24 protein-coding genes and 1 tRNA gene are annotated in these 26,908 nt (G+C 64.0%); 16 read left to right on the top strand and 9 right to left on the bottom strand.

Annotation, left to right across the window (positions count from 1 at the left end; genetic code table 11):
- The first annotated feature begins 45 nt into the window (after positions 1–45).
- Positions 46–1,266 carry an IS701 family transposase gene (locus FXV83_RS26015; protein WP_148742466.1) on the top strand — a complete coding sequence of 407 codons (1,221 nt, stop codon included), beginning with the start codon at positions 46–48 and terminating at the stop codon, positions 1,264–1,266.
- A gap of 238 nt (positions 1,267–1,504) precedes the next feature.
- Here FXV83_RS26015 and FXV83_RS26010 read toward each other — a convergent pair whose 3' ends face one another.
- The gene (locus FXV83_RS26010) at positions 1,505–2,035 is read right to left on the bottom strand and encodes a gamma carbonic anhydrase family protein (RefSeq protein WP_148742461.1); all 531 of its coding nucleotides are present in this window, start codon (positions 2,033–2,035) and stop codon (positions 1,505–1,507) included.
- A gap of 85 nt (positions 2,036–2,120) precedes the next feature.
- Positions 2,121–2,450 carry a DUF6949 family protein gene (locus FXV83_RS26005; protein WP_148742460.1) on the bottom strand — a complete coding sequence of 110 codons (330 nt, stop codon included), beginning with the start codon at positions 2,448–2,450 and terminating at the stop codon, positions 2,121–2,123.
- Positions 2,451–2,673: 223 nt separating this feature from the next.
- Here FXV83_RS26005 and FXV83_RS26000 point away from each other — a divergent pair, with 223 nt between their 5' ends.
- The 3 genes from FXV83_RS26000 to FXV83_RS44235 all read left to right on the top strand — a co-directional run bounded on the left by FXV83_RS26000 (position 2,674) and on the right by FXV83_RS44235 (position 6,023).
- Positions 2,674–3,384 carry a hypothetical protein gene (locus FXV83_RS26000; RefSeq protein WP_148742459.1) on the top strand — a complete coding sequence of 237 codons (711 nt, stop codon included), beginning with the start codon at positions 2,674–2,676 and terminating at the stop codon, positions 3,382–3,384.
- Between the two features lie 308 nt (positions 3,385–3,692).
- A complete protein-coding gene (locus tag FXV83_RS25995; protein WP_148742458.1) occupies positions 3,693–5,534 on the top strand; it encodes a caspase family protein in 1,842 nt (613 codons plus the stop codon).
- A gap of 132 nt (positions 5,535–5,666) precedes the next feature.
- The gene (locus tag FXV83_RS44235; RefSeq protein ID WP_347341084.1) at positions 5,667–6,023 is read left to right on the top strand and encodes a PaaI family thioesterase; all 357 of its coding nucleotides are present in this window, start codon (positions 5,667–5,669) and stop codon (positions 6,021–6,023) included.
- A 99-nt stretch (positions 6,024–6,122) separates the two neighbouring features.
- On the opposite strand, the gene FXV83_RS25985 is transcribed toward FXV83_RS44235, so the two are convergent.
- The gene (locus FXV83_RS25985) at positions 6,123–6,341 is read right to left on the bottom strand and encodes a DUF3126 family protein (RefSeq protein ID WP_007602550.1); all 219 of its coding nucleotides are present in this window, start codon (positions 6,339–6,341) and stop codon (positions 6,123–6,125) included.
- A gap of 136 nt (positions 6,342–6,477) precedes the next feature.
- Positions 6,478–7,302: a serine O-acetyltransferase gene (cysE, locus tag FXV83_RS25980; protein WP_148742457.1), complete on the bottom strand. Its 825-nt coding sequence runs from the start codon at positions 7,300–7,302 to the stop codon at positions 6,478–6,480.
- A gap of 275 nt (positions 7,303–7,577) precedes the next feature.
- On the opposite strand from cysE, the gene FXV83_RS25975 reads away from it, so the two are divergent.
- Positions 7,578–8,954, top strand: a complete 1,377-nt coding sequence (locus FXV83_RS25975) for a hypothetical protein (protein WP_187436158.1) — start codon at positions 7,578–7,580, stop codon at positions 8,952–8,954.
- On the opposite strand, the gene FXV83_RS25970 is transcribed toward FXV83_RS25975, so the two are convergent.
- Both FXV83_RS25970 and FXV83_RS25965 read right to left on the bottom strand, forming a co-directional pair.
- A complete protein-coding gene (locus FXV83_RS25970; protein ID WP_148742456.1) occupies positions 8,940–9,695 on the bottom strand; it encodes an alpha/beta fold hydrolase in 756 nt (251 codons plus the stop codon). The genes FXV83_RS25975 and FXV83_RS25970 overlap by 15 nt on opposite strands.
- A gap of 84 nt (positions 9,696–9,779) precedes the next feature.
- Positions 9,780–10,916 carry a hypothetical protein gene (locus FXV83_RS25965; RefSeq protein WP_148742455.1) on the bottom strand — a complete coding sequence of 379 codons (1,137 nt, stop codon included), beginning with the start codon at positions 10,914–10,916 and terminating at the stop codon, positions 9,780–9,782.
- Positions 10,917–11,208: 292 nt separating this feature from the next.
- Between FXV83_RS25965 and FXV83_RS25960 the strand changes: the two genes are divergently transcribed.
- The gene (locus FXV83_RS25960) at positions 11,209–11,454 is read left to right on the top strand and encodes a zinc-finger domain-containing protein (RefSeq protein WP_008562814.1); all 246 of its coding nucleotides are present in this window, start codon (positions 11,209–11,211) and stop codon (positions 11,452–11,454) included.
- Positions 11,455–11,472: 18 nt separating this feature from the next.
- On the top strand, positions 11,473–12,675 hold the full coding sequence (locus FXV83_RS25955) for an FAD-dependent monooxygenase (RefSeq protein WP_148742454.1): 1,203 nt from the start codon (positions 11,473–11,475) through the stop codon (positions 12,673–12,675).
- Positions 12,676–12,706: 31 nt separating this feature from the next.
- Here FXV83_RS25955 and FXV83_RS25950 read toward each other — a convergent pair whose 3' ends face one another.
- Positions 12,707–13,120 (bottom strand): twin-arginine translocation pathway signal, encoded by a 414-nt coding sequence (locus tag FXV83_RS25950; protein WP_235940175.1) that lies wholly within the window; start codon positions 13,118–13,120, stop codon positions 12,707–12,709.
- A gap of 223 nt (positions 13,121–13,343) precedes the next feature.
- Here FXV83_RS25950 and FXV83_RS25945 point away from each other — a divergent pair.
- The 4 genes from FXV83_RS25945 (at position 13,344) to FXV83_RS25935 (ending at position 16,287) form a co-directional block, all read left to right on the top strand.
- Positions 13,344–13,432: transfer RNA gene (locus tag FXV83_RS25945), tRNA-Leu, on the top strand.
- Between the two features lie 283 nt (positions 13,433–13,715).
- Entirely contained in the window at positions 13,716–13,982 is a 267-nt protein-coding gene (locus tag FXV83_RS43010) for a hypothetical protein (protein ID WP_187436157.1), read from the top strand.
- Positions 13,983–14,408: 426 nt separating this feature from the next.
- On the top strand, positions 14,409–14,729 hold the full coding sequence (locus FXV83_RS43005) for a hypothetical protein (RefSeq protein WP_187436156.1): 321 nt from the start codon (positions 14,409–14,411) through the stop codon (positions 14,727–14,729).
- A 307-nt stretch (positions 14,730–15,036) separates the two neighbouring features.
- The gene (locus tag FXV83_RS25935; RefSeq protein WP_148742452.1) at positions 15,037–16,287 is read left to right on the top strand and encodes a multidrug effflux MFS transporter; all 1,251 of its coding nucleotides are present in this window, start codon (positions 15,037–15,039) and stop codon (positions 16,285–16,287) included.
- 213 nt (positions 16,288–16,500) lie between these two features.
- Here FXV83_RS25935 and FXV83_RS25930 read toward each other — a convergent pair whose 3' ends face one another.
- Positions 16,501–18,096 carry a glycosyltransferase family 39 protein gene (locus tag FXV83_RS25930; protein WP_148742451.1) on the bottom strand — a complete coding sequence of 532 codons (1,596 nt, stop codon included), beginning with the start codon at positions 18,094–18,096 and terminating at the stop codon, positions 16,501–16,503.
- Positions 18,097–18,325: 229 nt separating this feature from the next.
- Positions 18,326–19,936 carry an ABC transporter substrate-binding protein gene (locus tag FXV83_RS25925; protein ID WP_148742450.1) on the bottom strand — a complete coding sequence of 537 codons (1,611 nt, stop codon included), beginning with the start codon at positions 19,934–19,936 and terminating at the stop codon, positions 18,326–18,328.
- Positions 19,937–20,206: 270 nt separating this feature from the next.
- On the opposite strand from FXV83_RS25925, the gene FXV83_RS25920 reads away from it, so the two are divergent.
- The 5 genes from FXV83_RS25920 (at position 20,207) to FXV83_RS25900 (ending at position 26,903) form a co-directional block, all read left to right on the top strand.
- The gene (locus FXV83_RS25920) at positions 20,207–21,337 is read left to right on the top strand and encodes a M20/M25/M40 family metallo-hydrolase (RefSeq protein ID WP_148742449.1); all 1,131 of its coding nucleotides are present in this window, start codon (positions 20,207–20,209) and stop codon (positions 21,335–21,337) included.
- 194 nt (positions 21,338–21,531) lie between these two features.
- Complete coding sequence (locus FXV83_RS25915) at positions 21,532–22,473, top strand: ABC transporter permease (RefSeq protein WP_187436155.1); 942 nt, start codon at positions 21,532–21,534, stop codon at positions 22,471–22,473.
- Between the two features lie 23 nt (positions 22,474–22,496).
- A complete protein-coding gene (locus tag FXV83_RS25910) occupies positions 22,497–23,384 on the top strand; it encodes an ABC transporter permease (RefSeq protein WP_148742448.1) in 888 nt (295 codons plus the stop codon).
- A 154-nt stretch (positions 23,385–23,538) separates the two neighbouring features.
- Positions 23,539–25,185, top strand: a complete 1,647-nt coding sequence (locus FXV83_RS25905) for an ABC transporter ATP-binding protein (protein ID WP_148742447.1) — start codon at positions 23,539–23,541, stop codon at positions 25,183–25,185.
- 212 nt (positions 25,186–25,397) lie between these two features.
- A complete protein-coding gene (locus FXV83_RS25900; RefSeq protein ID WP_148742446.1) occupies positions 25,398–26,903 on the top strand; it encodes a M81 family metallopeptidase in 1,506 nt (501 codons plus the stop codon).
- The last annotated feature ends 5 nt before the right edge of the window (positions 26,904–26,908 follow it).

Genomic DNA, 26,908 nt, shown 5'->3' with positions numbered 1-26,908 from the left:
CATTACAGTTGCTTTTGTTGCGGGCTTCTGAATCCATGGGTAACCATGATTCGGAGGTCGTGGACGCCAGCAGCGTCGATCGAGGAGACGCTTGCGTTGTGGGCGGCGTCGCTTCGAGAGATCAAGAAACGGATACGTCCGTTGTTCACGCAAGAGCGTGTGGCGACGAATGCAGGCCTGTTCCTGGAAGGTCTGCTCGGAGATGAGCAGCGCAAGACCGGTTGGATGCGGGCGGAGGCGGCTGGCGATCCCGGCCCATGGCGGCAGCAGGCAATTCTGGGCCGTGGGGATTGGGACGCTGATGCCCTGCGCGATATCGTGCGCGACTATGTCATCGAACATTTGGCGGATGACGATGCAGTGCTGGTGATCGACGAGACCGGCTTTCTCAAACAGGGCAAAGCGTCATGCGGAGTGGCGCGGCAATACACTGGTTCGGCAGGGAAGATCACGAACTGCCAGATCGGCGTCTTCGCTGCCTACGTTTCGCGTCATGGCCATGCGTTCATCGATCGCGCGTTGTATCTTCCGAAGGAATGGACCGACGATCCAGATCGTCTGGAAGCCGCCTATGTGCCTGCCGATGTCGGCTTTGCGACCAAACCAAAGCTTGCGACGAGAATGATCGCACGCGCGATAGCCGCGTCTGTACCATTCAAGTGGGTTGCCGGTGATACCGTCTACGGTGTTGGCAACATCGAACAGCAACTGCGTCGGGCAGGCAAAGGCTACGTGCTTGGGGTCAGCAGCGCTCATGTGTTTCGATCCTGGGGCAAACGACCGCCGGTCGCCGGTACGGCCGCAGACATCGCCCGGACGCGGCGCTCATCCGACTGGAAGCGCCTGTCGGCGGGAGCCGGAACCAAAGGACCGCGGCTGCACGATTGGTGTTATCTCGAATTGGCGGATCTCGAGGCCGAGCAGTCCAACAGTGCAAATGACGGTTTGTGGACGCGCGGTCTACTGATCCGTCGTCGCATCGCCGATGATGACCTCGCCTTCTTCACCACCTGGTGCCCAGCGGGAACAGCCATTGAAACGCTGGTCGCGGTCGAAGGCCATCGATGGGCGATCGAGGACAGCTTTGAAACCGCGAAAAACGAGTTCGGGCTCGATCACAACGAGAGCAGATCCTGGCATGGCTGGCACCGTCATGTGTCCTTGGTGATGCTCGCCTTCGCCATGATGGCCGCGATCCGACATCGCGCTAACCCGCCACCGCCCAAAAAAACGAAACGGCGCCCCCCGGCAAAAGCCAAAGCATAACCACGGCGCCACTGATCTGCTGGTCAATCCAGGAAATCCGCCGCATCGCTATCAGACTTGCTCGAAAGCGGATTCGACCCGCACACATCATCGCATGGTCTTGCTGGCGCAGAGCTCACCAGGCTGCCGCTCAACGCGCCCACTTCAAATCAAAAAAACAACTGTAATGCTAATGTTTCAACCGGTATTCTTACGGTATGGAACGCTTGTAGGTGCCGGGTGCACCGAGGCGTGCATGTCACCCGATCCGCTTCAGGCCCTTCTTGAAGCGCGGGCCGTTGGCGACGTAGAATCTTGCCGCGCTCCCCATCCTCTGCACCTGGGTGTCGTCAAGCGTGCGGACCACGCGCGCGGGCGAGCCGATGATCAGGGAGCGCTCGGGAAATTCCTTACCCTCGGTGATGACGGAGCCGGCGCCAACGATGCTGTTGCGGCCGATCCTGGCGCCGTTCATCACGATCGAGCCCATGCCGACGAGCGCGCCCTCCTCGATGGTGCAGCCGTGCAAAATGACGTTGTGGCCGACGGTGCAGTTGTTACCGACGACCAGCGGAAAGCCGAGATCGGTGTGGCAGGTCGAACCGTCCTGCACGTTGGCGCCCTCGCCGATCTCGATCCACTCATTGTCGCCGCGCAGCACCGCGCCGAACCAGACGCTCGCGCCCGGCTTCAGGCGTACGCGGCCGATCACGGTCGCGGTCTCCGCGATGAAATAGTTGCCGTCGGCGGGAAGATCGGGCGCCTGCCCGTCGAGCTCGTAGATGGCCATGGGGGTCTCCTGTCACGCCACCTGCATAGCGAAACGCGCCGCATCAGGCAAAGAGCCACCTGCCCGGGCGACCGCGTCGGTCAGGTCAGGTCAGAACGCCGGCTGCGCGCAGCGTCATCAGGAAGAAAGTGCCGCTCATCATGCTCCAAAAGCCGGCGATGACGGTCGCCATCATCACGAACTCGACACGGCGGCTTTCCACCCGCATGCCGCGCAGCGTGTTGCGCATGATGATGAAGGGGGCGGCGAAGACCAGGAACGGCACTGCCGCAAAAGTCTTGGGGGCCACGCCCTCCTGCAACAGCCCGAAGCCGGCGGGCCGCTGCGCCAAGGCTTGGTATCCGTTCACGAGGGCGCCCGCGAGCGCGAAGCCGATGCAGATCGAGAAGAAAGTATTGAAAGTTTCAGGTGTCATCGGAACGGTCCGCCCTTACGCAACGCCGGCGTCTTCCTGTGACAAATAGTGCCGGTTAACGCTACATTATCCTTAAGCGAAGGTTAACGCCGCCGCCCCGCCAGCGCAGAGCCCTCTCCCGTTTCCCGGTAGCCAGGAACCCTCCGCGAAATCGCCGCCGCGTGGCATATTCGCGCTGATTCGTCGGCCACCGGCCGACCTCCGGCTCAATCGCGCAAGCTCCATGACGTTGTTTTCGGCAACTTCCCCTCCGTCCCGCAGCACGCGAACCCGGGCTCATTTGCTCCCGATCGCGCTGAGCGGCGGTTGCGCGGTGATTGCCATCGCGCTGGTCGCTTATCTGTTGTGGCCGACGTGGGGCGCCGGTGGCGGCGCGAACGCTCCGGATAAGCTTCCGGTGAGCGTCGGTGGCACGCTGTTCAACCTGCCGGCGGCCGCGATCCGAATGAAGATCCAGCGCCACTCCGGGCCGCAGGAGCGCATCGACCTCGACTTCCTTTATCCCTCGCTCGAGTCGCCGGGGCCACCGAAGCATGTCACCGTCGACAGCGTGGATACGACGCTGCAAGCGATCGACCGCATCTTCCTGTCGATCGCAGCGCATCACGATGCGCTGGCGCCGGAGCAGCGCGTCGGCACGATCTATCCGCGCTATCTCGACCAGGCCGTGACGACGCCCGAGGACGGGCTGACGATGCGAATGTTTCGCAGCGATACGCCCTATGCCGGCGAAGACCTCTATTCGGCTGCAAGCCCAGCACTGACCGCACGTTGCACGCGCGACGCGGCCACCCCGGGCATGTGCCTTTCCGAACACCGCGTCGGCGGCGCCGACCTCACCTTCCGCTTTCCGCGCAAATGGTTGTCGCAATGGCGCGAGGTGACTGAAGCGATGGACAGGCTGGCGCTGCAGTTGCGCGGGCCGAGGGGCTGAGCGCGGCCCCGCCGCGGGATCGGCTGGAGCCTCCAAAATAAAAACTCGAAAACAACCCCATGCACAGTAGCCAAGCATTGGCAGCATCGAGCATTTTCGTATTTTTCGAATAGCCGTTGATCCGTCGGGCAAAACAAGCGCATAATGGGCATCATGGGGCAATCGATTTGAAACGATGCGGTGATACATCTCCTACCTGAGCCGAGTTGCTTGGACGGCCGCAGAGATGTGTGACTGACATCACTGATCGCAGATTTGCTTTTGGCCATTCTGCGAATAATCTGACGCTATTGCATTCGGGGGCTGGAATGCGGCTTCGGCTGTTTGGTTTACTGATTATTGCGAGCTGCCTAGCGACCTGGCTTGGGACCGGCTCTGCGCTGGCGGAGAAGCGCGTCGCGCTCGTCATGGGCAATTCGGCCTACAAGAACGTGGCGAAGCTGGCGAACCCGGCGAACGATGCCGCGCTGGTCGGCGGCATGTTCAGAAAGGCCGGCTTCGATACGGTCGACGTCAAGCTCGACCTGAACGTGGCCGAGATGCGCAAGGCGCTGCGCGATTTTGGCGGCAAGGCACGCGAGGCCGACGTTGCGGTGGTCTATTATGCCGGTCACGGCATTGAGCTCGACGGGACCAATTACCTGATCCCCACCGACGCGACGCTCGAGACCGACAGCGACGTCCTCGATGAAACGCTGCCGCTCGACCGTGCCCTGTTTGCCGTCGAACCCGCCAAGCAGCTCCGCCTCGTCATCCTGGACGCCTGCCGCGACAATCCGTTCGCCAAGACCATGAAGCGGACGATTGCCGCCCGGGCCATCGGCCGCGGCCTTGCCAAGGTCGAGCCGACCAGCCCGAACACCATGATTGCCTTCGCGGCGAAAGCGGGCTCGACTGCCTCGGACGGTGACGCGAAGAACAGCCCGTTTGCCACGGCGCTCGTCGAACGTCTGCCGATGCCGGGCCTCGACCTGCGCAAGGCCTTTGGCTTCGTCCGTGACGACGTTCTCAAGACCACCGGCTACAAGCAGGAACCATATGTGTACGGCTCGCTTGGAGGCGATGACGTGCCGCTGGTTGCAGCGAAGCCCGTTGTCGCCGGGCCGCAGGCCAACCCGGATGCCGAAATCCGGCGCGACTATGAGCTGGCGCTCCAGCTTGGCACGCGTGACGGATGGACAGCCTTTCTCAACCGCTTTCCCAGCGGTTTTTATGCCGACCTCGCCAAGGGGCAATTGAACAAGATCGCCGCTGAAGAAACCCGCGCTGCCGCTGCGGAAAAGGCCAGGCAAGCCGAGGACGAGAAGGCAAGGCTGGCACTCGACCGCACCAAGAAGACCGAACAGGAGAAAGCCGCTGCAGCCGCGAAGGCCGCTGAGGACGCCAAGGCGGCGGCGGAGAAAGCCAAGCAGGTCGAGGAGGCCAAGGCGGCCGCAGCCGAGCAGCGCCGGAAGGAGGCCGAGGCCGCAGCGGCCAAGGCGCTGGCCGACAAGCAGGCCGCCGAGAAGGCGCTTGCCGAGAGGCTGGCAAATGACACCAAGCAGGTCGCCGAACAGCGGACTACAGAGAAGCAGCAGGTTACCGACACCCCACAGAAGGTTGCGGCTGTCGCACCAACCGCATCGCAGCCGAGTCTGTCCCCCGCAGAGACGGCGAAGCTGGTTCAGTCCGAGCTGCGCCGCGTCGGCTGTCTGACGACCGCTGCCGATGGCGACTGGAATGCGTCGTCGCAACGTTCGCTGACGCTGTTCAACAAATATGCCGGGACGAAGTTCGACGCCAAGCTCGCGAGCTTCGACGCGCTCGATGCCATCAAGGCCAAGCCGGGCCGGGTCTGCCCGCTGGTGTGCGATCACGGTTTCAAGGCCGATGGCGACGCTTGCGTGAAGATCGCCTGCCGCGCCGGCTATCGCGTCAATGACGATAATGAATGCGAGAAAGTTCAGGACAAGAAGCCCGTTGCGACCCGCGAGGATACCAAGAAGCGAGACGCGGAGCGGAAGCAGATCGAAGCCGCACCCGCGAAGCCGCAGGCGTCTGGTCAAATCCTTTGCAACACTGGAGGCTGTCGGCCGGTCAAGTCCGGCTGTCGCATTGTTAACCCGAGGAATGGAAACCTCGGAGGATCTCAAACGGAAGTGTGCGACTGAGCCGCGACCGAGACGCAAGCATTCCCTTGCAGGCCAGATACGTAGGCGCCAATGCGGCGACCGACTGTTGAAGGGATCTCTTGACGACGCGGCAGCAAATCTGCCACCAGGCGCCCAATTGCTTGGACGCGAATGGCTCGGCTTGGACGAGGGCGGGCATGCCTGATCCATTTCCACGCGCAGCCCGCACCAACAGTCATGGGACGATCCAACGTGTATTCTTGGCCGCCATGCTGGATTCCGCCACCGGGATGGGCGCTGGCCGCGCTGTCGCCCGACCTGACGGTGGTCACAAAGAGCCTGAATACACGCTTCCTGAAGCCCGCGACGGTTGGGCCGATCACGGCGCAAGCGCGCGTTGTCGAGCGGACGGAGCGCGACATGATTGTGCAAGCGGAGCTCATCGATACGGAGGGGCGCATCGTCGCTGATGCCACGGCCCGCCTGCGCATTCTTGCAAGAGATAGAGTTATGCAGCCGCGACGCTGATGCTCGTCACTGCGAGCAAAGCAAAGCAACCCAGAATCCCTCCGCAGAAAGATTTCTGGATTGCTTCGCTTCGCTCGCAATGACGGAGAGAGAGCGCGCCTATTCCTGATCGACGAGATCGTCCTCGAGGATCGCCATCTGGAACTGGAACGAGCGATCATCGTCCTCGTCGTCGACGAACAGCACGCCGATGAACTCCTCGCCGATATAGACCTCGGCGGAATCATCCTTCTTCGGCCGCGGCACGACGCGGATCTTCGGATTGCCGAATACGCGCTTCAAATACGCGTCGAGCTTCCTTACTTCCTTGACGTCCACGGCAAGTCTCCAATCCAAATCTGGGTTGGCGGGGTTTTAGGACGAGACGCGACGAACCGCCAGCATCAATTGTCAAAGAATTTGGGGGCGAGAAAGGGCCGGAAAATCAGGCCCTCTTCAAGCTCAAAGCCCCACCTCAGAGTCCCATCGCGTTGATCATCTGATCCATGGTGCGCGAGGGCTCGGCGCAGCCAGCTTCGCCGACGATCTTGGCGGGCACGCCGGCGACCGTGACGTTGTGCGGCACCGGCTTCACCACGACCGAGCCGGCGGCGATGCGCGCGCAATGGCCGATCTCGATATTGCCGAGGATCTTTGCGCCTGCACCGATCAAGACACCGTGGCGGATCTTGGGATGACGGTCCTCGTTCTCCTTGCCGGTGCCGCCGAGCGTGACGCCGTGCAGGATCGAGACGTCGTCCTCGATGACAGCGGTCTCACCGCAGACGAAACCGGTGGCGTGGTCGAGGAAGATGCCGCGGCCGATGCGCGCGGCGGGATTGATGTCGGTCTGGAACACCGCCGACGACCGGCTCTGGAGGTAATACGCAAAATCCTTGCGGCCCTTCAGCCAGAGCCAGTGCGCCAGGCGATGGGTCTGGATCGCGTGAAAGCCCTTGAAGTAGAGCAAGGGATCGATGAAGCGCGAGGTCGCGGGATCGCGGTCGTAAACGGCGACGAGATCGGCGCGGAAGGCGTTGCCGAGATCCGGATCGTCGCGCAGCGCCTCATCATAGGTCTGGCGCACGAGATCGCCCGACAGCGCGGTGTGATCGAGCCGGTCGGCGAGGCGATGGATCACCGAATCTTCCAGACGGCTGTGATGCAGCACCGTCGAATAGATGAAGGTCGCAAGCTCTGGCTCGCGATGGACGATGTCCTCCGCTTCGCCCCGGACCCGCTGCCAGATCGGGTCGAGCGATGCGAGCTTTCCTCCCGGATTGACCTGATGCACTGCCATGGAAACTGCTCTTTCGAATTGGCCCGCTTTGCTGGCTCTATAGCACAGTATAGGCGACAAAGTCCTGACCGGCTTGCCTGAGAGTGAACTGCACCTTGCCCCGCGAAAGCCTGCCAACGCCTTGAATCACAACACTTTCCCCTGACGCCCCAGGCGGCAGGGTCGGCTCAAAGTGGTCAGAGTTCTGCCAAATTCAAGCCGGGCGGCGTCAAACTATTGGTGAATTCCGTCCGGACCCTTATTGCGGTCATGGTCCGAACGACGATGGAGCGGTTTTGAGCACCACCACCGAAAGTTTGCGCGCGCGCGCCGCGGGCTCGTTCTGGCTGCGGCTGGCCGCGCTGGCCCTGCCCCTCTTCATGCTCGCGCCGGCGTTCTGGAATGGCTACCCCCTGCTTCAATGGGATACCGGCGGCTATCTGGCGCGCTGGTACGAGGGCTATCTCGTCCCGAGCCGCTCCACCGCGTTCGGCCTCTATCTGCACTATGGCGAAAGCTACGGCTTCTGGATCAACCTCGCCGTCCAGTCGCTGGCGACGCTGTGGCTGCTGCAGCTCACGCTACGCGTGCTCGGATTGATGCAGACGTACCGGTTTGTCGCGATCAGCCTGCTCCTGATCCTGTCGACCGCCCTGCCCTGGCTTACCAGCATGCTGCTCACCGACATCTTTGCAGGGTTGTCGGTGCTGTCGCTGTTTCTCCTCGTCGTCGGGGGACGTCGGATCTCGGCACTCGAAAAGGTCGCACTGTTCGTCTTCACCGCCTTTGCCGCGGCGACCCACAGCGCCACGCTCGGCGTGCTGCTCGGGCTCTGCGCCGCCGGCTGGATGGCGCGGCCGCTGGTGGGACGCCGGCTGCCGCTGTCGGGGTTGGCGCAGGCGAGCCTGTCCATCGTCGCAGGCAGCCTGATGCTGGTGTCGGCGAATTTCGCGCTGTCGGGCCAATGGGCCTGGACGCCCGGCGGCTACGGCGTCGCGTTCGGCCGCATGATGCAGGACGGCATCGTCGCGCGCTATCTCAGCGATCACTGTCCGCGCGAACGATTCAAGCTCTGTCCCTATCGCAATGAACTGCCGGCGACCGCAGACGAGTTCCTGTGGGGCAAGAGCATGTTCAACACGCTCGGCCGGTTCGAAGGCATGAACGACGAGATGAGCTACATCGTCGTCCATTCGCTCTCCGACTATCCGGCCTGGCAGGCCGGTGCCGCCTTGCGGGCGACCGGGCAGCAATTGCTCCATGTCGCGACCGGCGAAGGCGCCAATGGCTGGATCCCGCACACCTACGGCATCATCGAACGCTATATTCCGGCGCAGGTCGCGCCGATGCGCGCGGCGCGCCAGCAGCACTGGGCCGTCAATTTCGACACCGTCAACTGGCTGCACGTTCCGGTGGCGCTGGTCTCGATGCTGGCGCTCGTCGCACTGCTCGCGCATTCGCTGGCGAAGCGCAGGCTCGACGATCTGACGCTGCTGGCGGCGACCGTCACCTTGGCACTGCTCGGCAATGCCTTCATCTGCGCCGTCATCTCCGGTCCGCACGACCGCTACGGCGCGCGGATGGTGTGGCTGGCGACCTTCGTGGTGCTGACGGCGCTGACACGCCGTTTGGGCGACGACGAGCCCGCGGACGACATCTCAGCCGCGGCGTGAGAGGAAATCGAGCACGCCGGTCTTGTAGACCTTGTCGCCGACGGCACGCATGTGGTCGCGGTTGGGGATCTCAAGCACTTCCGAGCCGGGGATGAGTGCGCCGAGTGCGCTGGCGGAGCCTGCGACGTCGTCGGTGCTGCCGACCGCGATCAGCACGGGCACGTCGATACCCGCGGCTTCCTCCTTCGTCATGAGGTCGCGCGTGCCGCGCAGGCAGGCGACGAGCGCATGACGGTCGGAACGGGTCTGATCGGCGAAGGCGCGGAAGGTGCGGCCCATGGGATCGGTGACGTCATCGAGCGAGGGTGCTTCCAGCGCCTTCGCCACGTTCTCTCCCGGCCCGGTCCCATCGATCAGGCCGCCGATGCCGATGCCGCCGAGGATCGCCGAGCGCAAGCGCTGCGGTTCGTTGAGCCCGAGCCACGCGGTCATCCGCCCGCCCATCGAATAGCCCATGATGTCGGCCTGCGGGATCGCGAGATGATCCATCAGCGCGAGCACGTCGCCGGCCATGGTCGGGATCGAATACTGCGCGGGCTCGTAGAGCTTTGCGCTTTCGCCATGGCCGCGATTGTCCAGCGCGATGACGCGGCGTCCGTTCTTGCGCAGCTCGGAGACCCAGGTCGGATAGACCCAGTTCACGTTCTTACTGGAGGCAAAGCCGTGCACCAGGATGATGGGGTCGCCCTCGCCCTCGTCGAGATAGGCAATTTCAACGGCGCCGTTGTGAAAGCTCGGCATCACTTGTTCCGCGGTCTTGAGGGGAAGGTTGTGGTTATTGTTTGAGCATGATCTTTTCGGAAAGCCGCTGGGCACTTTTCCGGATCATGCTGTGAGGGCCGCGTTCGCCAGATCGGCTTCGCCGGCGATCCGCGCCCGGCGAAGCCGCCGCGCTCGTCTGCGATCGCACCAGGACTGGGTCAGGCGCTCGGCGGTCGTCTTGATCGAGGACAGAAGGCCAAACAGCGTCAATGCGGCGCCGAACAGCCAGAGCGTGAGATCGAACGCGCCGCCCACGAGCAGCAGCGCGCCGCGACCGAGCAGCTTCATGATCGCGCGCGTCTTGCCGCCCTGCGCTTGCGCAAGCCGCGCCGCACGCGCGACATCTTTCGGGCCTTCGGCAATACGCAGCGTGTCCATGGCACCGCGCGCGCCGGTCTTTTCGGCGACGCGCGTGACGTCCTTGCCGAGCCGGACCAGCGCGCCGGCCTTTTCGGCGTGGAATGCTGCCTTAATGGCGCGTGCGGTCTCGCCCGGACGTAGCACCGAACCAGAGGCGACCGCGTTCTGAAGCATCGGCGTATCGACCACCTCGCGCGCCGACCGGCCGGCCCATTTGGCCAGCCCCTCGCCGAGCCGCCCGACCTTCCGGGCATCCTTGACCAGCGTCAGCCCGGCGCGAACCGGCGCCGCGCCCCCGACGGACACGTAGGTTGCCGCCGTCACCGCAAGCCCCACGGCCGCGAGCCCGAGAACGAGACGGTCAGTGTCCTCGCCCATAGCGAGATGCTTGCCTTCGCGAACGACGTCCCTGATGTCGCCGATCACGAAGAGATCGCCGGCTACGGTTCCGGACAGGCTTGCGACGTCATCCGCGCTGCCGGTGACGAGGCCGGTGGCGAATCGCCTGGCGAAATACGAGGTCGAATTTTCCTCTTTGACCGCGTCACTCACGCGCGTGAGGATGTCATCGGGAAGCGCGATATTGCGCTCGCGCGCGAGCACGACGAAACTGTTCGCGAGATCGGCATCGCCCGATGCGAGCGCAGCCTCGATGTTGTCCTGAACCAACCGCTCGTTCTGTCGCAGAACCGTATCGAGCTTGAGCTCGGACAGCGCGGCCGGATCGTCCTGGGCGGCGAAGATCGCGCCGGCCTGGCGAGCATGCGGCGCTACCTGCGCGAGCACGAAGCTGCATGCCGCAATCCCGATCAACGCTGTGCTGATTCGCAGCCACTTCATGCTGAAAGCCTGGACGCCTGCCTGATGGTTGGTTTTTTGCCGCAATTACCCTCGTGCGCAGACATAGTATGCCAAAATTGCGACACAACGTCCCCGACGAAAGAAGGGCTTCTCTCAGGCCGCAAGATTGTGTCGAATTTGCAAGAGCAAATGAGCATGGGGCATTGCGAACCTTTCGGTTCCGCCGGACTAGCAATCACCTTCCCTCGCCAGTATGGTCCGCGGCGCCTTAAAGAAGCCGCGCCAGTTGTTGATTGTGTTCGCTACCATTGCCACTCCAGGATGAGTTACGATGTCCGACCATGTCGTCCCGCACTTCCATAACGATGCCGGTGTTCCCGTCATCGAGATCGGCTCGCAAGAGTTCATGTGCGTGGGCGCCAATCCTCCGTTCGATCATCCGCACGTGTTCCTCGACCTCGGCAACGACAACGAGATCATCTGCCCCTACTGCTCGACGCTGTACCGCTTTGCCGCGGACCTGAAGCCCGGCGAGGCGCGTCCGCCGGAATGCGTCCTGAAGGACAAGGTGGCCTGACGGTCGCTTCAACCAGGGGTGGCGCTCTCTCGAACAATCGTCATCGCCGGTGCCGGAATCGGAGGCCTGACGGCCGCACTCGCGCTCGCGGTCCGTGGCTTTCGTGTCGTGGTGCTGGAAAAAGCCGAGCGCCTCGAAGAAGTCGGCGCGGGCCTGCAACTCTCCCCCAATGCCAGCCGTGTCCTGGTCGAGCTCGGCCTGACCGAGCGCCTCAGGCTCCGTGCGGTGACCCCCGAGGCGGTCAGCATCATGAGCGCGCGGGCCGGCGGCGAATTGCTGCGCATGCCGCTTGGCGAGGCGGCCTCGGCGCGGGCCGGAGCCCCCTATTGGGTTGTGCATCGTGCCGACCTGCAAGCGGCGCTGGCCGGCGCGGTCTCCGACCATCCCGACATCGAGTTGAAGCTCGGCGCGACCTTCGAGGATGTCGCGTCTCACGCCAAGGGACTGACGGTTGTCCATCGCAGCGGCACGATACGCCGCAGTGATCTCGCGAGCGCGCTGATCGGCGCCGACGGCATCTGGTCGACGGTACGCCAGCATCTGTTTCCCGAGGTGCAGCCGCGGTTCTCCGGACTGATCGCCTGGCGCGGCACGATCGATGCCACGCAATTGCCGAAGGACTACACCGCGCGCCGGGTGCAGCTCTGGATGGGGCCAAACGCCCATCTGGTCGCCTATCCGATCGCGGGCGGGCGCCAACTCAATGTGGTGGCAGTGCTGCCGGGCACATGGAACAGGCCGGGCTGGAGCACGCCGGGCGATCCTTTCGAGGTGATGGACGCCTTCGCCGCGCCGCGCTGGCCGCCACAGGTGCGGATGATGCTCGCCGCGGTCGACAGCTGGCGCAAATGGGCGCTGTTCGGCGTGCCCGAGGGCTGCCCCTGGAGCAAAGGCCAGGTGGCGCTGCTCGGCGACGCCGTGCACGCGATGCTGCCCTTCGCCGCCCAGGGGGCCGGCATGGCGATCGAGGATGCCGCCGTGCTCGCCAGGCACTTGAGCTTTGAGGCAGCCGAAAGCGCAAGCAGCATCGCTGCAGCGCTGAAGCAATACGGCCGAACGCGCCAGGCACGCGTGCGGCGCGTGCAGCGAACGGCACGGCAGCAGGGCCGCATCTATCATTTGAGCGGTCCGCTTGCGCTCGCGCGCGACCTTGCGATCCGCTCGCTCGGGCCGGAGCGCATGCTGGCGCGGCAGGACTGGATCTACGGCTGGCGGGGCTGAAGCGCGGTGCGATTAGCGGCGATCGTCATCGTCAGTGGATGGCGTCGCCGGATTTCGAGCCCAGCAGCTTCGACGGCTTGGCCGCGCCTGCCGGTGCAGGCACAGGTGTCGGCTGAGCCGGCGGATTGGCTGCCTCCATGTCGCTCTCGCGGCATCTGTCCCTCCGCCAGGTCTCTTCCAGCAACTTTTGCTGTCCGCGCACGGCGAGGTAGTCGTTGCGATAGGCAAGCTCCGACACGACTGCGCCGCCTGCCCCGGTTTCAGCCTTCGCCATCAGCCGCTCCAGCTCGTCACGGCGCTTGATGAGGGTTTTCCGCTCGGGCGCGAGTTGCTTGCAATCCCAGAGGTCATAGCGGGCCGGATCGACGAAGGCCGGGCTGATGGTCTCGGTGATACCCGCGCAGCCGCCAACCACCGCGCAGAGTCCCAGCAGCGGAAGCAGCACACGCGCAAGGCGAGTTTGGTGGAGAAACGAGACAGGCATGTCGGATTGGTAGTCCCCGTAGATTGAGATTGCCTAAAGCAAGCCGAGATGTCCGGATTGAGGCTTTGCCTTGCGCGGGCGGCTCGCTTAAGGAAGAGACAACCCGTCCGGCTTCCGCCACCAAAAGCGGCCGAAACGGGACTTAAGTCGTTGATCTCGTTGGATGTTGATCTCGTTGGATCAAGCGGGCATGGCGGAATTGGTAGACGCAAGGGACTTAAAATCCCTCGGTGCGCAAGCGCTGTGCCGGTTCGACCCCGGCTGCCCGCACCACCTGAACTGACGGCGCCGATCGCGCCAACAGCATGATCCAGAAGCAGGCGAGCGCGACCGCGATCTGAATGAAACTGCCCTCGATCGTCTCCCCCGTGAGCGAGACAACAGTCGGGATGGCGACGCCGATGGTCAGCACGGCTGCAAGCGTCGCGGCCGGAAGATCGACGATCAGGACGGCGGCGTAGACCGCCAATTCGAGAAAGGCATATTCCTTGAGGCGCGGCGAACAGAGATAAAGTCCGTACATCGCAAGCACGCTGAAGCGCATGGCTGCATCCGGATGATCGATCAGCCAGCGGTCGAGGCGCGCCGGCAGCGATCCCTCACCATTGCCGATCGTGCGCAGCATCGACCAGCCGAGCGGCGCCAATACCAGCGCGGACGCTGCCAACGCATAGACGGCGAACACGATCGCCTCGCTGTCGGCGAGGCCGACGCGGTCCATGACGCTTCGGGCCAGCAGCAGCAGCGACGGATTGATTTCGTCAAGCTGGACCGAATGCTGGTCGGGAATCCCTCCCGTGATCGCGAGCAACCAGCTCGATGACAGCTGTGGATAGAAGGCGATCGAGGACAGGATCGGGAGCGCGAAGCCGACGGCACCCACGATGATCAGCACGAGTTTCCGCCGACGCGGCAGCGGCAGGAAATAGAGCGCGGCCAGCACCGGGCAGAACACCAGCTTGAGCGAAAGGACGAGCCCGAGCAATGCAGCCCCTATGATGCGAAATAGCTCATCTCGACCATCGCGCGCCGCAGGTGCGGCGGGGCGAAGCAGCAGCGCAAGCGCGACGGCGGTCAGCGCGCCACCCAGGATCGCGAAATTCCCCGAGGCCACAACCCATTCGAAGCCGACAAATGCGCCGAGCACCCAGAGAATCCTGAGTGCGACGTCAGGCAGATTGCGCGTCCGGCCGAGACCAGGCAGCAGCAGGCCGCAGAGGATGGCGAGAGCGAGATAGAGTCCTCTGTAATGACCGACGAGAAAGCCGCCCGCGCACAGAGGGCGGAAGGCGTCCAACGTCACCGGCAGATAGGGATAGGAAAGCTTGGTGCCCTTCAGATTCTTGACGAAGTAGGGATCGAGCCCATCGACATGGGCTTCGACTGCCGCGCAATTGACGCGAACATCCCAGCCATACTTCATGTCGAGCCTGGCGTCGTTGACGAGATTGCCGAGCACCAGCAGCGCCACCAGCACGATCAGGCGGACAAGCCAAACGCTCCGCCGCTCGGCCATGTCGGCCGACGGCCCAAACCATCGTGCTGTTCCGGTCACGTCGGACACAAATAGATACCTTTGCCTGGACTTCCCTCAGCGCCGCCAACGCTGCGCCTCATCGATCGGCCACCACAGTGAACAGGATGGGTTTTCATTTCATCCTGCCGTATCGATAGACGCTGCCGGGGCGCCGATCTTTGGACGCACATGGTAAATCGCTGGTTTCGGGCCGGCAGCCAGGGCGCTCCCATCCGCCGAATCTGCGGCGCCCTCACCAATTCTTGTCCGTCCCCGCCCCGCCTGACAGCCATCTCGAAACAAGGGTTGTGCATCGCAGCATGAGGGGTAGACAAGCCTCTGAAATCAGAGGTGAGCTTCCTTGTCCGACGTTAACGCCGACAGTTGGGTGTCCTCGGGACACCGCCCGATGGGCTTTCCCGAATTCGTCATCGTGGTGGCGTCGATCATGGCGCTGAATCCGCTCGCCATGGACATGATGCTGCCGGCGCTGCCCAATATCGGGGCGGCATTCAAGATTCCCAACGCCAACCATCTCCAGCTCGTGTTGTCGACCTTCCTGATCGGCTTCGGTGTGGGCCAGTTCGTCATGGGCCCGCTGTCCGACCGCTTCGGCCGGCGTCCGATGCTGCTGGGCGGCATGGCGGTCTATGCGGTGGCGAGCGTGCTGGCGGTCGCCGCACCCTCGTTCGAAACATTGCTGCTGGCGCGGGCGCTGCAGGGGCTCGGCACCTCGGCGACGCGCGTGATCGCAACCTCCATTGTGCGCGATTGCTATGTCGGGCGCCGCATGGCCAGCGTGATGTCGCTCGCCATGATGGTGTTCATCGCGGTACCCGTGATCGCGCCCTCGTTCGGACAGGCGGTGCTGCTGGTGACCCAATGGCGCGGCATCTTCGTGGTGCTGATGCTCTACGGTCTGCTCGCGCTGGCGTGGAGCGTGTGGCGGTTGCCGGAGACGCTGCCCGAATCGGAGCGCAGGTCGCTCGCGCCCGCCGACGTGCTCGCGGCCTTCCGCCAGACCGTGACCAACCGCCAGACCATCGGCTACGCCGCCGCCGCCGGCAGCGTCATGGGCGCGCTGTTCGCCTATGTGTTCTCGGCCCAGCAGGTCTTCACCGGCATCTATCATCTCGGGCACTATTTCCCCCTCGCCTTTGCCGCGATCGCCGCCGGCACCGCCATCGCCGGCTTCCTCAACGCAAAACTGGTCGGACGGCTCGGCATGCGCGTGATCTCTCACGGTGCGCTGACGCTCTACACCGCGGTGGCGGGCGTGATGCTGCTGACGGAAAGCCTGGGCGCGCTGCCGCTTGCCTTGTTCATGGCGCTGTCTGCCCTGATGATGTTCTCGTTCGGTATGATGGTCGCCAACTTCACCGCGCTCGCGATGGAGCCGCAGGGCCATATCGCCGGCACCGCCTCCTCGCTCTACGGCTCGATCACGACACTGATCGGCATTGTCGTCGGCATGGCCATCGGCCAGAGCTTTGACGGCACGCTGCTGCCGTTCTCGGTCGGCTTCTTCCTCTCGACGCTCGCAGCGCTCGCGATCGTGCTGGTGGTGGAGAAGGGACGGCTGTTCAAGCCGCATCATCGCCCGATCGCGTGAGGAACTTCCTGGCCGCCTCGATGTTGTATTGCAGCAATCGAAAAGCCTTCTGATGAAACCGGAACACCGCGAAGACAGCCACAAGCCGGAACCGCAGACAGAACGGCAGACGAAGGAACGTCCGGAGCCGAAGGCTGAGCAGGCCACGTTCACAGCGCCCTTCGCGAGCGAAGGACTCGAGCAGGTGCGAGACAATCACTGCTGAGCGCGAGACTATTCGGTCGGTCGCCGGCTGGCGCTGAAATCATCCGCAGCGCTCTCGGGCACCGCGCCGCTACCACCCGGCGGCGCCATCAGCACGATTACTTCCCGCGTCAGACCGGGCCAGCCCCACAACGACGCCTGCACGGTAAACTCGCGCCTGACGACGTGCCCCTCCTGGGCGGCCACCCACTCCATCCACCGGTTGCAAGAGTCCTGGTCGCGGAAACAAAGCGCCGCCCAGCCGGGCTTGGGCGGCGCTTTGCGCGGTAGACCCCAAGTGGATTGATAGTCGAACGGCCGCGCGCAGTGTGGGTGATCGGAGCTATAGAACGCCACCGCGAAGGCCAGCGCCTCATCGCCACTCACGGCGCTGAGCGGCTTGCCGGTCAGTTCCCGCCACTCGCGGGTCAATTCAGCTGCCGCCTGCGCGTAAAAATTCCGGCCCTCCTCGTAGCCGTAACTGTTGCGATAGACGGCATGGATCGGTGCTGCGACCAGAACGGCGGCGAGCGCGATGCCGGCCGCGATCACCGTGACGTTGACGGTATAGAAGCGCTCGATCGGGTAGCGCGCGCCGCAGACGACGAGCATGACGAACAGGAACAGCCCCTGCAACGCCCAAAGCGACGGCAGATCCGTGCCCAATGCCAGCGATGTCAGGACCGGCAGCGCGATAGTGCCGATCGCGGTGTAGAAGAGAAGCCGCAGGCCCGGACTCATCGCGGCGAAGTCGGCCGGAAACTGCTTGAGCCGCCTGCCAGCGATGAACACCCAGGAGATCGCAACTGCGCTCATGGCCGCCATAAGTCCCAGAAGGAAGTTCTTCACTTCGCCGAGCGAGCTCACGGCATCGCCGTTGGCGTGGACCAGCGCATAGGTGAAGGTCGACGCGCCCGTGGCTACGAGCCAGTAGATGTGCGGCGACAGCACCGCGAGCCCGGTGACCAACGAGATCCAGGGCGAAGCAGAGGTGAAATAGGTGCGTCGCGCCGGATGGGCCAACGCGGCCAACGCAAAACTCGCGACAAGGAAGACCGAATAGTACTTGCCGACCATCGCCAGCGCCGTTGCGCATCCCACCGCGACCGCCCAGAAGGCGCTGCGGGTTTCGAACGCGCGCAGGAAGCAATAAGTTGCCAGCGGCCAGATTGCGAGCAGCACCGCATTGGCGTTGAAGCGCTGGGCGTGGAATTGATAGGCCGGCGTCAGCATTAGCAGCAGCAGGACCAGGATGCGCTTGTGCCCTCTTGCGAATTGCCGCGAGATCAGGTCGACGAAAAACAGGGCGAGCCCCGCATTCGTCATCGCCATCAGCTGCAGCGACCAGTCGCTGAGCGGGAAGACGAAAGTCCACGCCGCCGTGACCCATCCCATCAGCGGCGGATGCTTGTGATAGCCCCAGGCGAAATTCCGCCCCAGCGTCCAGCCCTCGAGCGTATCGGGATGCAGGCCGCTGCCGGCATAGGCGATGACCAGATAGAGGGTCCAGAGCGCAACGAAGCAGGCCAGTAGCAGCGGTACGGCCCAGCACGCCTCGACCGCGTCGAGCCAACCGAGAAAAGGTCGGCGCCATCGCGCCGGCGCGCGATCGGACCGTTCGGCCATCGCCTGAAATGCAAAATCGATCGGCACGGGAATCAAATGGAGGAAGGGAGAGTGATGCGATGAGACGGCACATCTATTTCAGAATGGAAACAAATAGCAATGATTGGATACTGGAAGTCTTCAAGGCTCCAGGCCTTTTGCCGTAGCGAGGAGAAAACGAAAACGGCGCCGCTGCTGACAGCGGCGCCGTGTCCTGATCGGGACGAAGGGCGCGGAGCGCGCCCTCTCCTCACTCCGACTTGTCGACGTTCCAGAACACCGGGGTTGCCGGGCCGTCAAGCAAGCCGGTGAGCGACTTGCGCCAGCCGCTCGGCAGAAGATACTGGCCGAGCGGAATGTAGATCACTTGCTCATAAGCTTCCTTCTGGATCTCGGTCGCGATCTTCTTCTGCTCGTCGAGCGAGGGCGCGCGCACGAAGGCGTCCTTGAGCTGCTCGATCTTGGCGTCTTCCGCCCAGCCGAACCAGCCGCCTTTCTTGCCCTGGCCGCCGATCGAGAGATTGGCGATCGGATTGGACACGTCGGCCGCGACCCAGTTGGTGAAGAACATGTTCCAGCCGCCCTCCTTCGGCGGTTTCTGGCTGGCGCGACGGCTCACCACCGTCTGCCAGTCGGTTGCCTGCAGGTCCACCTTGAAGCCGGCTTCGCGCAAGAGCTGGGCCGCCACGATCGGCTGCGCCTTCAGCGTGGTGACATCGCCCGGAGCCATGACCACCACCGGCGTGCCGTCATAGCCGGACTCGGCGAGCAGCTTCTTGGCTTCCGCCATGCCACTGCCCTTGATCAGGCTCTCGGCGCCGGCGTCGCTCGCAAACGGCGTGTCGCACACGAAGAAAGCGCCGCAGATTTTCTGATATTTGGGGTTGCCGACGAGCGCGTCGAGAACGTCCTTCTGGTTCATCGCCAGCAAGGCAGCGCGGCGCACCTTGACGTTATCGAACGGCGGATAGAGGAAGTTCATGCGCCCGAGCGTCTGGAATCCGAACTTGTTCGAGACCTCGAGCGTGAGCTCCTTGTTCGCCTCCAGCACCGGAAGCATGTCGTACGGCAGATTTTCCATGAAATCGATGTCGCCCGACTGCAGCGCGTTCACTGCGGTCTGCGAGTCCGGCATGGTGATCCATTCGACACGGTCGACCTTCACCACCTTGCCGCCGGAGGTCCAGCTCGACGGCTCCTTGCGCGGGACATAGTCGGTGTTCTTGACATAGACCGCCTTCACACCGGGCTGGAATTCCGACTGCACGAACTTGAAGGGGCCGGAGCCGATCTGTTCGGGGATCTGCTTGTCCGGCGGCGTCTCCGCGAGGCGCTTCGGCATCATGAAGGCAACGCGCGAGGACGGCTTGCCGATCGACTCGAGCACCAGGCTGTAGGGCTCCTTCAGCTTCAGCGTGATGGTCTTGGCGTCGGTCGCCTCGATGCTCGCGGTGAAGTCCATCAGCTTCTGGCCCATGCCGTCGACCGCACCCCAGCGCTTCAGCGAGGCGACGCAATCCTCCGCCGTCACCGGCGCGCCGTCATGCCACTTCAGGCCATCGCGCAGCGTAAAGGTGTAGGTGAGCTTGTCGTCGGAGATCTTCCAGTCCGCCATCTGCGGCTGGATCTTGAAATTCGAATCAGTCGCGATCAACGTGTCGTAAACCATGTAGCCGTGGTCACGCGTGATGTAGGCCGTGGTGAAGATCGGATCGATGATGCGCAGATCCGAATGCATCACCGCCGTGAGGGTCTTGCCGGCCGCAAGCACGGGCGAGGCCAGTGCCGTCGAAAGCGCGACGACCGACAGCGCAAGTTTGGAGGCGAACGCGCGGCGCCCCCGGCGCATGAGTTGGAACATTGAAGTTTCTCCTGACGTGAAACTGGTCAAAGGCAGGTTATTGGTTGAGCAATCGGATCGTTCTTTAGGCGAACTAACCTCATGCAATGCCTTCATCTTTTCGAGACTTGCAGAGAGCATCGAGTCCGTCAATCCGCATTCAGTGCATGCCCATGGGGGCCTTCGCACGGGCTCCACAATGATCGCTTTCACTCTACAACGTTGTCCGCCGATCCTCCCCCATCGCGCGCTGCACGCGCAAATCCATCGTTCTAAGCCGAAGAGACCCAGATGAATCCAGCCAATCTTCCCTTTGATTCCGAGGCAATGCTCGAGGGCCTGCGCAGCTGGGTGGAATGCGAAAGCCCGACCTGGGACGCCAACGCCGTGAACCGCATGCTTGATGTCGCAGCGCGGGACATGGCGGTCATGGGTGCGACGATCGAGCGCATCGCCGGCCGTCAAGGTTTTGGCGGCGTCATCCGCGCGCGTTTCCCGCACCCGAAGCAGGGCGAGCCGGGCATCCTGATTGCGGGGCACATGGATACCGTCCACCCGGTCGGCACGATCGAGAAGCTGAAATGGCGGCGCGAGGGCGGCAGGTGCTACGGCCCCGGCATCTACGACATGAAGGGCGGTAATTATCTCTCGCTGGAAGCGATCCGGCAGCTGGCACGCGCTGCCTTCACGACGCCTCTGCCGGTCACCGTGCTGTTCACGCCGGACGAGGAAGTCGGCACGCCCTCGACGCGCGACATCATCGAGGCGGAGGCCGCGCGCAATAAATATGTGCTGGTGCCCGAGCCTGGCCGTACCGACAACGGCGTCACCACGGGACGCTATGCGATCGCCCGCTTCAATCTCGAGGCAACCGGACGGCCGAGCCACGCCGGCGCGACGCTGTCGGCGGGACGCTCGGCCATCCGCGAGATGGCGCGGCAGATCCTCGCCATCGATGCGATGACGAGCGAGGACTGCACGTTCTCGGTCGGCGTCGTGCACGGTGGACAATGGGTCAATTGCGTTGCTACGACCGCTACCGGCGAAGCCCTTTCAATGGCCAAGCGCCAGGCCGATCTCGACCGCGGCGTCGAGAGGATGCTGGCGCTGTCGGGCACAACCAATGATGTCAGCTTCAAGGTCACCCGCGGCGTGACGCGACCGGTGTGGGAACCGAATGCCGGCACCATGGCGCTCTACGAAAAAGCCCGCGATATCGCCAATTCTCTCGGCGCGGAACTGCCGCATGCAAGCGCCGGCGGCGGCTCCGACGGCAACTTTACCGGTGCGATGGGCATCCCGACTCTCGACGGCCTGGGCGTGCGCGGAGGCAACGTCCACACGCTTGAGGAGTATATCGAGGTCGACAGCCTGGCCGAACGCGGTCGGCTGATGGCGGGGTTGCTGGCGACGCTGGAGTAATCAAGTCATTTGCGAGTCCGAGGCGATGCGACGGCATCGACCTCGGGAATGGCTGAATGAGGCGTCCCCCAAACGACTAGCCGCACTGCAAAACCTGTGGCCCCGATGGCACGGGAATTGCTGAAATGTTAGGCTGGTGGCAGAACAGCCAAAGACCGCTGCTGCCGACTTGACTCTAATCTGACGGATCCAACTTGCTCGGATATCTCCTTCGCCGAATTTTCGCCGCCGTGCCTGTGATGGGCGTGGTCGCTCTGTTCGTCTTCCTTCTGCTCCGACTCACCCCCGGCGATCCCGCCGCGATTCTCGCCGGCGACAACGCGACGCCGGAGCGGCTGGAGCGCATCCGCACCTCGCTCGGCCTCAACGATCCCCTGATCGTGCAATTCGTCACCTGGGTGGGCAAGCTCCTGCACGGCGATCTCGGGACTTCGCTGATCTCCAATCTGCCAGTCATGAAGATGATCGGTCAGCGCGTCGAGCCGTCGATCTCGATCGCGCTGTCAACCATCATCCTCGCCGTCGTCGTCGCCGTTCCCCTGGGGGTGATCGCAGCCTGGAAACACGGCACCTGGATCGACCGCTTCGTGATGGGGCTGTCCGTGCTCGGCTTCTCGGTCCCGGTGTTCGTGGTCGGCTACGTCCTGATCGAAGTCTTCGCCATCGATCTGCGCTGGGTGCCGGTGCAGGGCTTCCGCAGCATCTCGAACGGCTTTGGGCCGTTCTTCGAGCGCATCATCCTGCCGACCTGCGCGCTGTCCTTCATCTATATCGCGCTGATCGCGCGGATGACGCGCGCCGCGATGCTCGACGTGCTCGGCGAGGATTATGTCCGCACCGCGCGCGCCAAGGGCATCAACGAAGTCGCCGTGATGATGCGGCACGCGCTGCGCAACGCCGCCGTGCCCGTGATCACCGTGATCGGCACCGGCTTTGCGCTTCTGATCTCCGGCGTCGTCGTCACCGAGAGCGTGTTCAATATCCCCGGCATCGGCCGCCTCACGGTGGATGCGGTGCTGGCGCGCGATTACCCGGTGATCCAGGCGATGATCTTGCTGACGTCGCTGATCTACATCGTCGTCAATCTCTTGATCGACGTCGCCTACACCCTGCTGGATCCGCGGATCCGGTACTGAGGCAAGGACAACCAAGGACAAAAATGTCGGTCGATACCCTTCCCCAGTCGTCCATTCCGATCACGTCGCCGCTGCGGCCGCGCTTCGGATTCCTCACCTCGACGCCGATCATCGCGGCGGCAACGGTCTGCCTCGCGCTGATCGTGCTGGTCTCGATCCTGGCGCCGCTAATCGCGCCGCACGATCCGATCCAGCTTGCGCCGTCGCAGCGGTTGAAACCCACCACCGCGCAATTCCTGCTCGGTACCGACGCCTATGGCCGGGACCTGCTGTCGCGTGTCATGTATGGCGGCCGCATCTCGCTCCTGATCGGCATCGGTTCGGCGGTCATGGCGATCGTCATCGGCCTGGCGATCGGCCTCGTCTCCGGCTTCTTCAAGCTGGTCGATGCCGTCATGATGCGCGTCATGGACGGCCTGATGGCGATGCCGAGCATTCTGCTGGCGATCGCCGTGGTGTCGCTGTCCGGCGCCAGCATCTGGACCGTGCTGATCGCGATCACGATCCCCGAAGTTCCGCGCGTGGCCCGCCTGGTGCGCTCGGTCGTGCTGTCGGCGCGCGAGGAGCCCTACGTTGAAGCGGCGATCTCGGTCGGCTCGTCCCTGCCGAAGATCATGTGGCGGCATTTGATGCCGAACACGATCGCGCCCCTGATCGTGCAGGGCAGCTACGTCTGCGCGTCCGCGATCCTCACCGAGGCCATCCTCTCCTTCCTCGGCGCCGGCATCTCGCCGGAGACGCCGACCTGGGGCAACATCATGGCCGAGGGCCGCCAGTACTTCCAGCTCAAGCCGACGCTGATCTTCTGGCCGGGCCTGTTGCTGTCGATCGCGATCCTCAGCATCAACCTGATCGGCGACGCCGCCCGCGACGCACTTGACCCCCGCATGAAGCAGCGGGAGGGGAAGTGAGGATCATCAATTCAGTCATTCCGGGGCGCGACGAAGTCGCGAGCCCGGAATCCATTTCACCACCGACGCCGCGGCCCGATGGATTCTCAGGTGCGCAATTGCGCACCGTAGTTCGCGCTACGCGCGCCCCGGAATGACGGCGGAGAGAATTGACGTGACCAACCCTATCCTCGACATCAACAACCTCGTCGTTTCCATCGGCAGGAAGCCGAAGGGTGCGAGCATCCTCGACGGCATCTCGATCCAGGTCCACGAGCGCGAGACGCTGTGCCTGGTCGGCGAAAGCGGCTCGGGCAAGTCGGTGACATCGCTCACCACGATGGGCCTGTTGCCGAAGGGCACGCTGGTTCCGTCCGCCGGCAGCGTCAAGCTGGTCGGCGAGGAGTTGCTCACCGCCACCGACCGCCGGCTGCGGCAGCTGCGCGCCACGCAGATGGCGATGATCTTCCAGGAGCCGATGACCGCGCTCAATCCGGTGGTGCCGGTCGGCCGCCAGATCGACGAGGTCTTGCGGGCCCACACCGATCTCGACGCGAAAGCGCGAAAGAAGCGCATCCTCGACATGATGGAGCAGGTGCGCCTGCCCCAGGTCGAGCGCATCTTCGCCTCCTACCCGCACCGCCTCTCGGGCGGCCAGCGCCAGCGCATCATGATCGCGATGGCGCTGGTGCTGGAGCCAAAACTCTTGATCGCCGACGAGCCGACCACCGCGCTCGACGTCACCACCCAGAAGCAGATCCTGACCCTGATCCGCGACCTCCAGCGCGATCACGGCACCGCGGTGTTGTTCATCACCCATGACATGGGCGTGGTGGCCGAGATCGCCGACCGCGTCGCGGTGATGCGGCAGGGCCGGCTGGTCGAGACCGGCACGCTCGATTCCATCCTGCGCAATCCGACCATGGAGTACACCCGCAACCTGCTCGCCGCGGTGCCGAGCCTGGTACCGCGCGCTCCACGCGAGGAGACCAAGGAACCGGTGGTGCTGGAGGCCAACGATCTCAGCAAGGTCTATCGCGAGCGCGCGTTCTTCGGCAAAGGCCGCGAGGTCGTCGCCGCCGACAAGGTCACCCTCACACTGCGCAAGGGCCGCACGCTCGGCATCGTCGGCGAAAGCGGCTCGGGCAAGTCGACGGTGGCGCGCTGCATCGTCCGCCTGATCGACCCGACCTCCGGCGGCGTACGCCTTGCCGGTCGCGAGATCTCCGACATCTCGCGCCGCCTGCTGCAGCCGCACCGGAAGAAGATCCAGATCGTGTTTCAGGATCCCTACCGCTCGCTCAACCCGCGCGTCACCGTCGGCGAAAGCATCGCGGAAGGCCCGATCAACTATGGCGTCTCGCACGCCGACGCGATGAAGCGGGCCCGCGAGCTGCTTGAGCTCGTCGGCCTGCCCGCCGACGCGGGGTCGCGCTATCCGCACCAGTTCTCCGGCGGCCAGCGCCAGCGCATCGCCATTGCCCGCGCGCTCGCGCTCGATCCCGACGTGCTGGTCGCGGACGAAGCGGTCTCGGCACTCGACGTCTCCGTGCAGGCGCAGGTGCTGGAACTCTTCGACGAGATCCAGAAGCGGCTCGGCATCGCGATCCTGTTCATCACCCACGATCTGCGCGTCGCAGCGCAAATCTGCGACGAGGTCGTGGTGATGCAGCACGGCCGCGTCGTCGAGCAGGGTCCGGCCGCCGAAGTACTGACGCATCCGAAGGAGGCGTACACCAGGGCCTTGCTCGAGGCAGCTCCGGGCCGAGGCTGGGATTTTGCGAACTTCCGGCCGGTGGCGGAGAGTTTGGCGAGCGCGTAGCCCCTTCCTTTCGTCATTGCGAGCGCAGCGAAGCAATCCAGACCGTCTCTGCGGAGGGACTCTGGATTGCTTCGCTTCGCTCGCAATGACGGTGATTGTGGCAAGTATTCCCAAAACAGCTTGAGGCCATGCGCAGCACGATTGTCTGCCTCGCTTGCTCTTGCCGCAAAGGCGGGTAACGTCGCGAGCATCATTTGCGTGGGACTGACTTGATGACACGTATCGCCGTCGGCGGCTTTCTGCACGAGACCAACACTTTTGCGCCGACCAAGGCGACCTTCGCTGACTTCCAGCATGGCGGCGGCTGGCCGGCGATGACGCAAGGCGCCGACGTGCTGAAGGTGATGCGGCGCATCAATGTCGGCCTCGCCGGCTTCGTCGAGAGCGCCGAAGCCAATGGCTGGGAACTCATTCCGACGATCGCCTGCGGCGCGAGCCCGTCGGCGCATGTCACCAGGGATGCGTTCGAGCGCATCGTCAAGGTGATGATCGACGGCATCGCAGCCGCCGGCTCGCTCGATGCCGTCTATCTCGACCTGCACGGCGCGATGGTGACCGAGCATCTCGACGACGGCGAAGGCGAGATCCTGGCGCGGGTGCGCCGCGTCATCGGCAAGGACATTGCGCTGGTCACGAGCCTCGACCTCCACGCCAACGTCACGCCCGAAATGATGGAACATGCGGACGCGCTGATCGCCTACCGCACCTATCCGCATGTCGACATGGCCGAGACCGGACGCGCCTGTGCAGAACATCTCGCCCTGCTTCTGAACACGAAGCAGCGCTTCGCAAAAGCGTTCCGGCAAGTGCCGTTCCTGATCCCGATCAGCTGGCAATGCACCAACGACCGGCCGACCAAAGGCATCTACGACAAGCTCGCCGCCCTCGAAAACGACATCGTGCCGACGCTGTCCTTCGCCCCCGGCTTTCCCGCCGCCGATTTCCGCGACTGCGGGCCGAGCGTGTTCGCCTATGGCAAGACGCAAGCGGATGCCGACCGCGCGGCGGATGCGATCGTCAAGCTGATCGAAAGCCATGAGGACGATTTCGATGGCAAGATCTGGTCGCCTGACGAAGGCGTGCGCCATGCCATGGAACTCGCGAAGGGCGCGAGCAAGCCGATCATCATCGCCGACACCCAGGACAATCCCGGCGCCGGCGGCGATTCCGACACGATGGGCATGCTGCGCGCGCTGGTGCGCAACAGAGCCAGCGCCGCGACCGGCGTGATCTACGATCCGGAATCGGCCAAGGCTGCGCATACAGCCGGCGTCGGCGCCAGCGTGACGCTGTCGCTCGGCGGCAAGTCCGGCATTCCCGGCGACGAGCCCTATCGCGAGACCTTCGTCGTCGAAAACCTCTCCGATGGCCGCTTCATCGCACCCGGCCCCTATTATGGCGGCCGCGAGATGGAGATGGGCCCGTCCGCCTGCCTTCGCATCGGCGACGTCCGCGTGGTCGTGAGTTCGCACAAGGCGCAGCTCGCCGACCAGGCGATGTACCGCTATGTCGGCATCGAGCCGACCGCGCAGAAAATATTGGTCAACAAGAGTTCGGTGCATTTCCGCGCCGACTTCGAGCCGATCGCGGCAAAGCTGATGATCTGCGCCGCGCCCGGCGCGATGCCGGCCGACACCGCATCCCTGTCCTGGACTCGCCTGCGTCCCGGCATCCGCATCAAGCCGAACGGCCCCGTCTTCAATCCCCCATCACGCTAACCGGA

The organism is Bradyrhizobium hipponense, assembly GCF_008123965.1.
In the GTDB taxonomy this organism is placed as follows: Bacteria; Pseudomonadota; Alphaproteobacteria; order Rhizobiales; family Xanthobacteraceae; genus Bradyrhizobium; species Bradyrhizobium hipponense.
Note: the sequence above shows the minus strand (reverse complement) of the source record. Positions and strands in the feature narration are given on the sequence as shown.

Bases quoted from the DNA above. Each gene is read 5' to 3' on its own strand.
- FXV83_RS26015 (WP_148742466.1), top strand. From the start codon at position 46: ATGATTCGGAGGTCGTGGACGCCAGCAGCGTCGATCGAGGAGACGCTT.
- FXV83_RS26010 (WP_148742461.1), bottom strand. From the start codon at position 2,035: ATGGCCATCTACGAGCTCGACGGGCAGGCGCCCGATCTTCCCGCCGAC.
- FXV83_RS26005 (WP_148742460.1), bottom strand. From the start codon at position 2,450: ATGACACCTGAAACTTTCAATACTTTCTTCTCGATCTGCATCGGCTTC.
- FXV83_RS26000 (WP_148742459.1), top strand. From the start codon at position 2,674: ATGACGTTGTTTTCGGCAACTTCCCCTCCGTCCCGCAGCACGCGAACC.
- FXV83_RS25995 (WP_148742458.1), top strand. From the start codon at position 3,693: ATGCGGCTTCGGCTGTTTGGTTTACTGATTATTGCGAGCTGCCTAGCG.
- FXV83_RS44235 (WP_347341084.1), top strand. From the start codon at position 5,667: ATGGCTCGGCTTGGACGAGGGCGGGCATGCCTGATCCATTTCCACGCG.
- cysE (WP_148742457.1), bottom strand. From the start codon at position 7,302: ATGGCAGTGCATCAGGTCAATCCGGGAGGAAAGCTCGCATCGCTCGAC.
- FXV83_RS25970 (WP_148742456.1), bottom strand. From the start codon at position 9,695: ATGCCGAGCTTTCACAACGGCGCCGTTGAAATTGCCTATCTCGACGAG.
- FXV83_RS25965 (WP_148742455.1), bottom strand. From the start codon at position 10,916: ATGAAGTGGCTGCGAATCAGCACAGCGTTGATCGGGATTGCGGCATGC.
- FXV83_RS25960 (WP_008562814.1), top strand. From the start codon at position 11,209: ATGTCCGACCATGTCGTCCCGCACTTCCATAACGATGCCGGTGTTCCC.
- FXV83_RS43010 (WP_187436157.1), top strand. From the start codon at position 13,716: ATGATCGATCAGCCAGCGGTCGAGGCGCGCCGGCAGCGATCCCTCACC.
- FXV83_RS43005 (WP_187436156.1), top strand. From the start codon at position 14,409: ATGACCGACGAGAAAGCCGCCCGCGCACAGAGGGCGGAAGGCGTCCAA.
- FXV83_RS25930 (WP_148742451.1), bottom strand. From the start codon at position 18,096: ATGGCCGAACGGTCCGATCGCGCGCCGGCGCGATGGCGCCGACCTTTT.
- FXV83_RS25925 (WP_148742450.1), bottom strand. From the start codon at position 19,936: ATGTTCCAACTCATGCGCCGGGGGCGCCGCGCGTTCGCCTCCAAACTT.
- FXV83_RS25920 (WP_148742449.1), top strand. From the start codon at position 20,207: ATGAATCCAGCCAATCTTCCCTTTGATTCCGAGGCAATGCTCGAGGGC.
- FXV83_RS25910 (WP_148742448.1), top strand. From the start codon at position 22,497: ATGTCGGTCGATACCCTTCCCCAGTCGTCCATTCCGATCACGTCGCCG.
- FXV83_RS25900 (WP_148742446.1), top strand. From the start codon at position 25,398: ATGACACGTATCGCCGTCGGCGGCTTTCTGCACGAGACCAACACTTTT.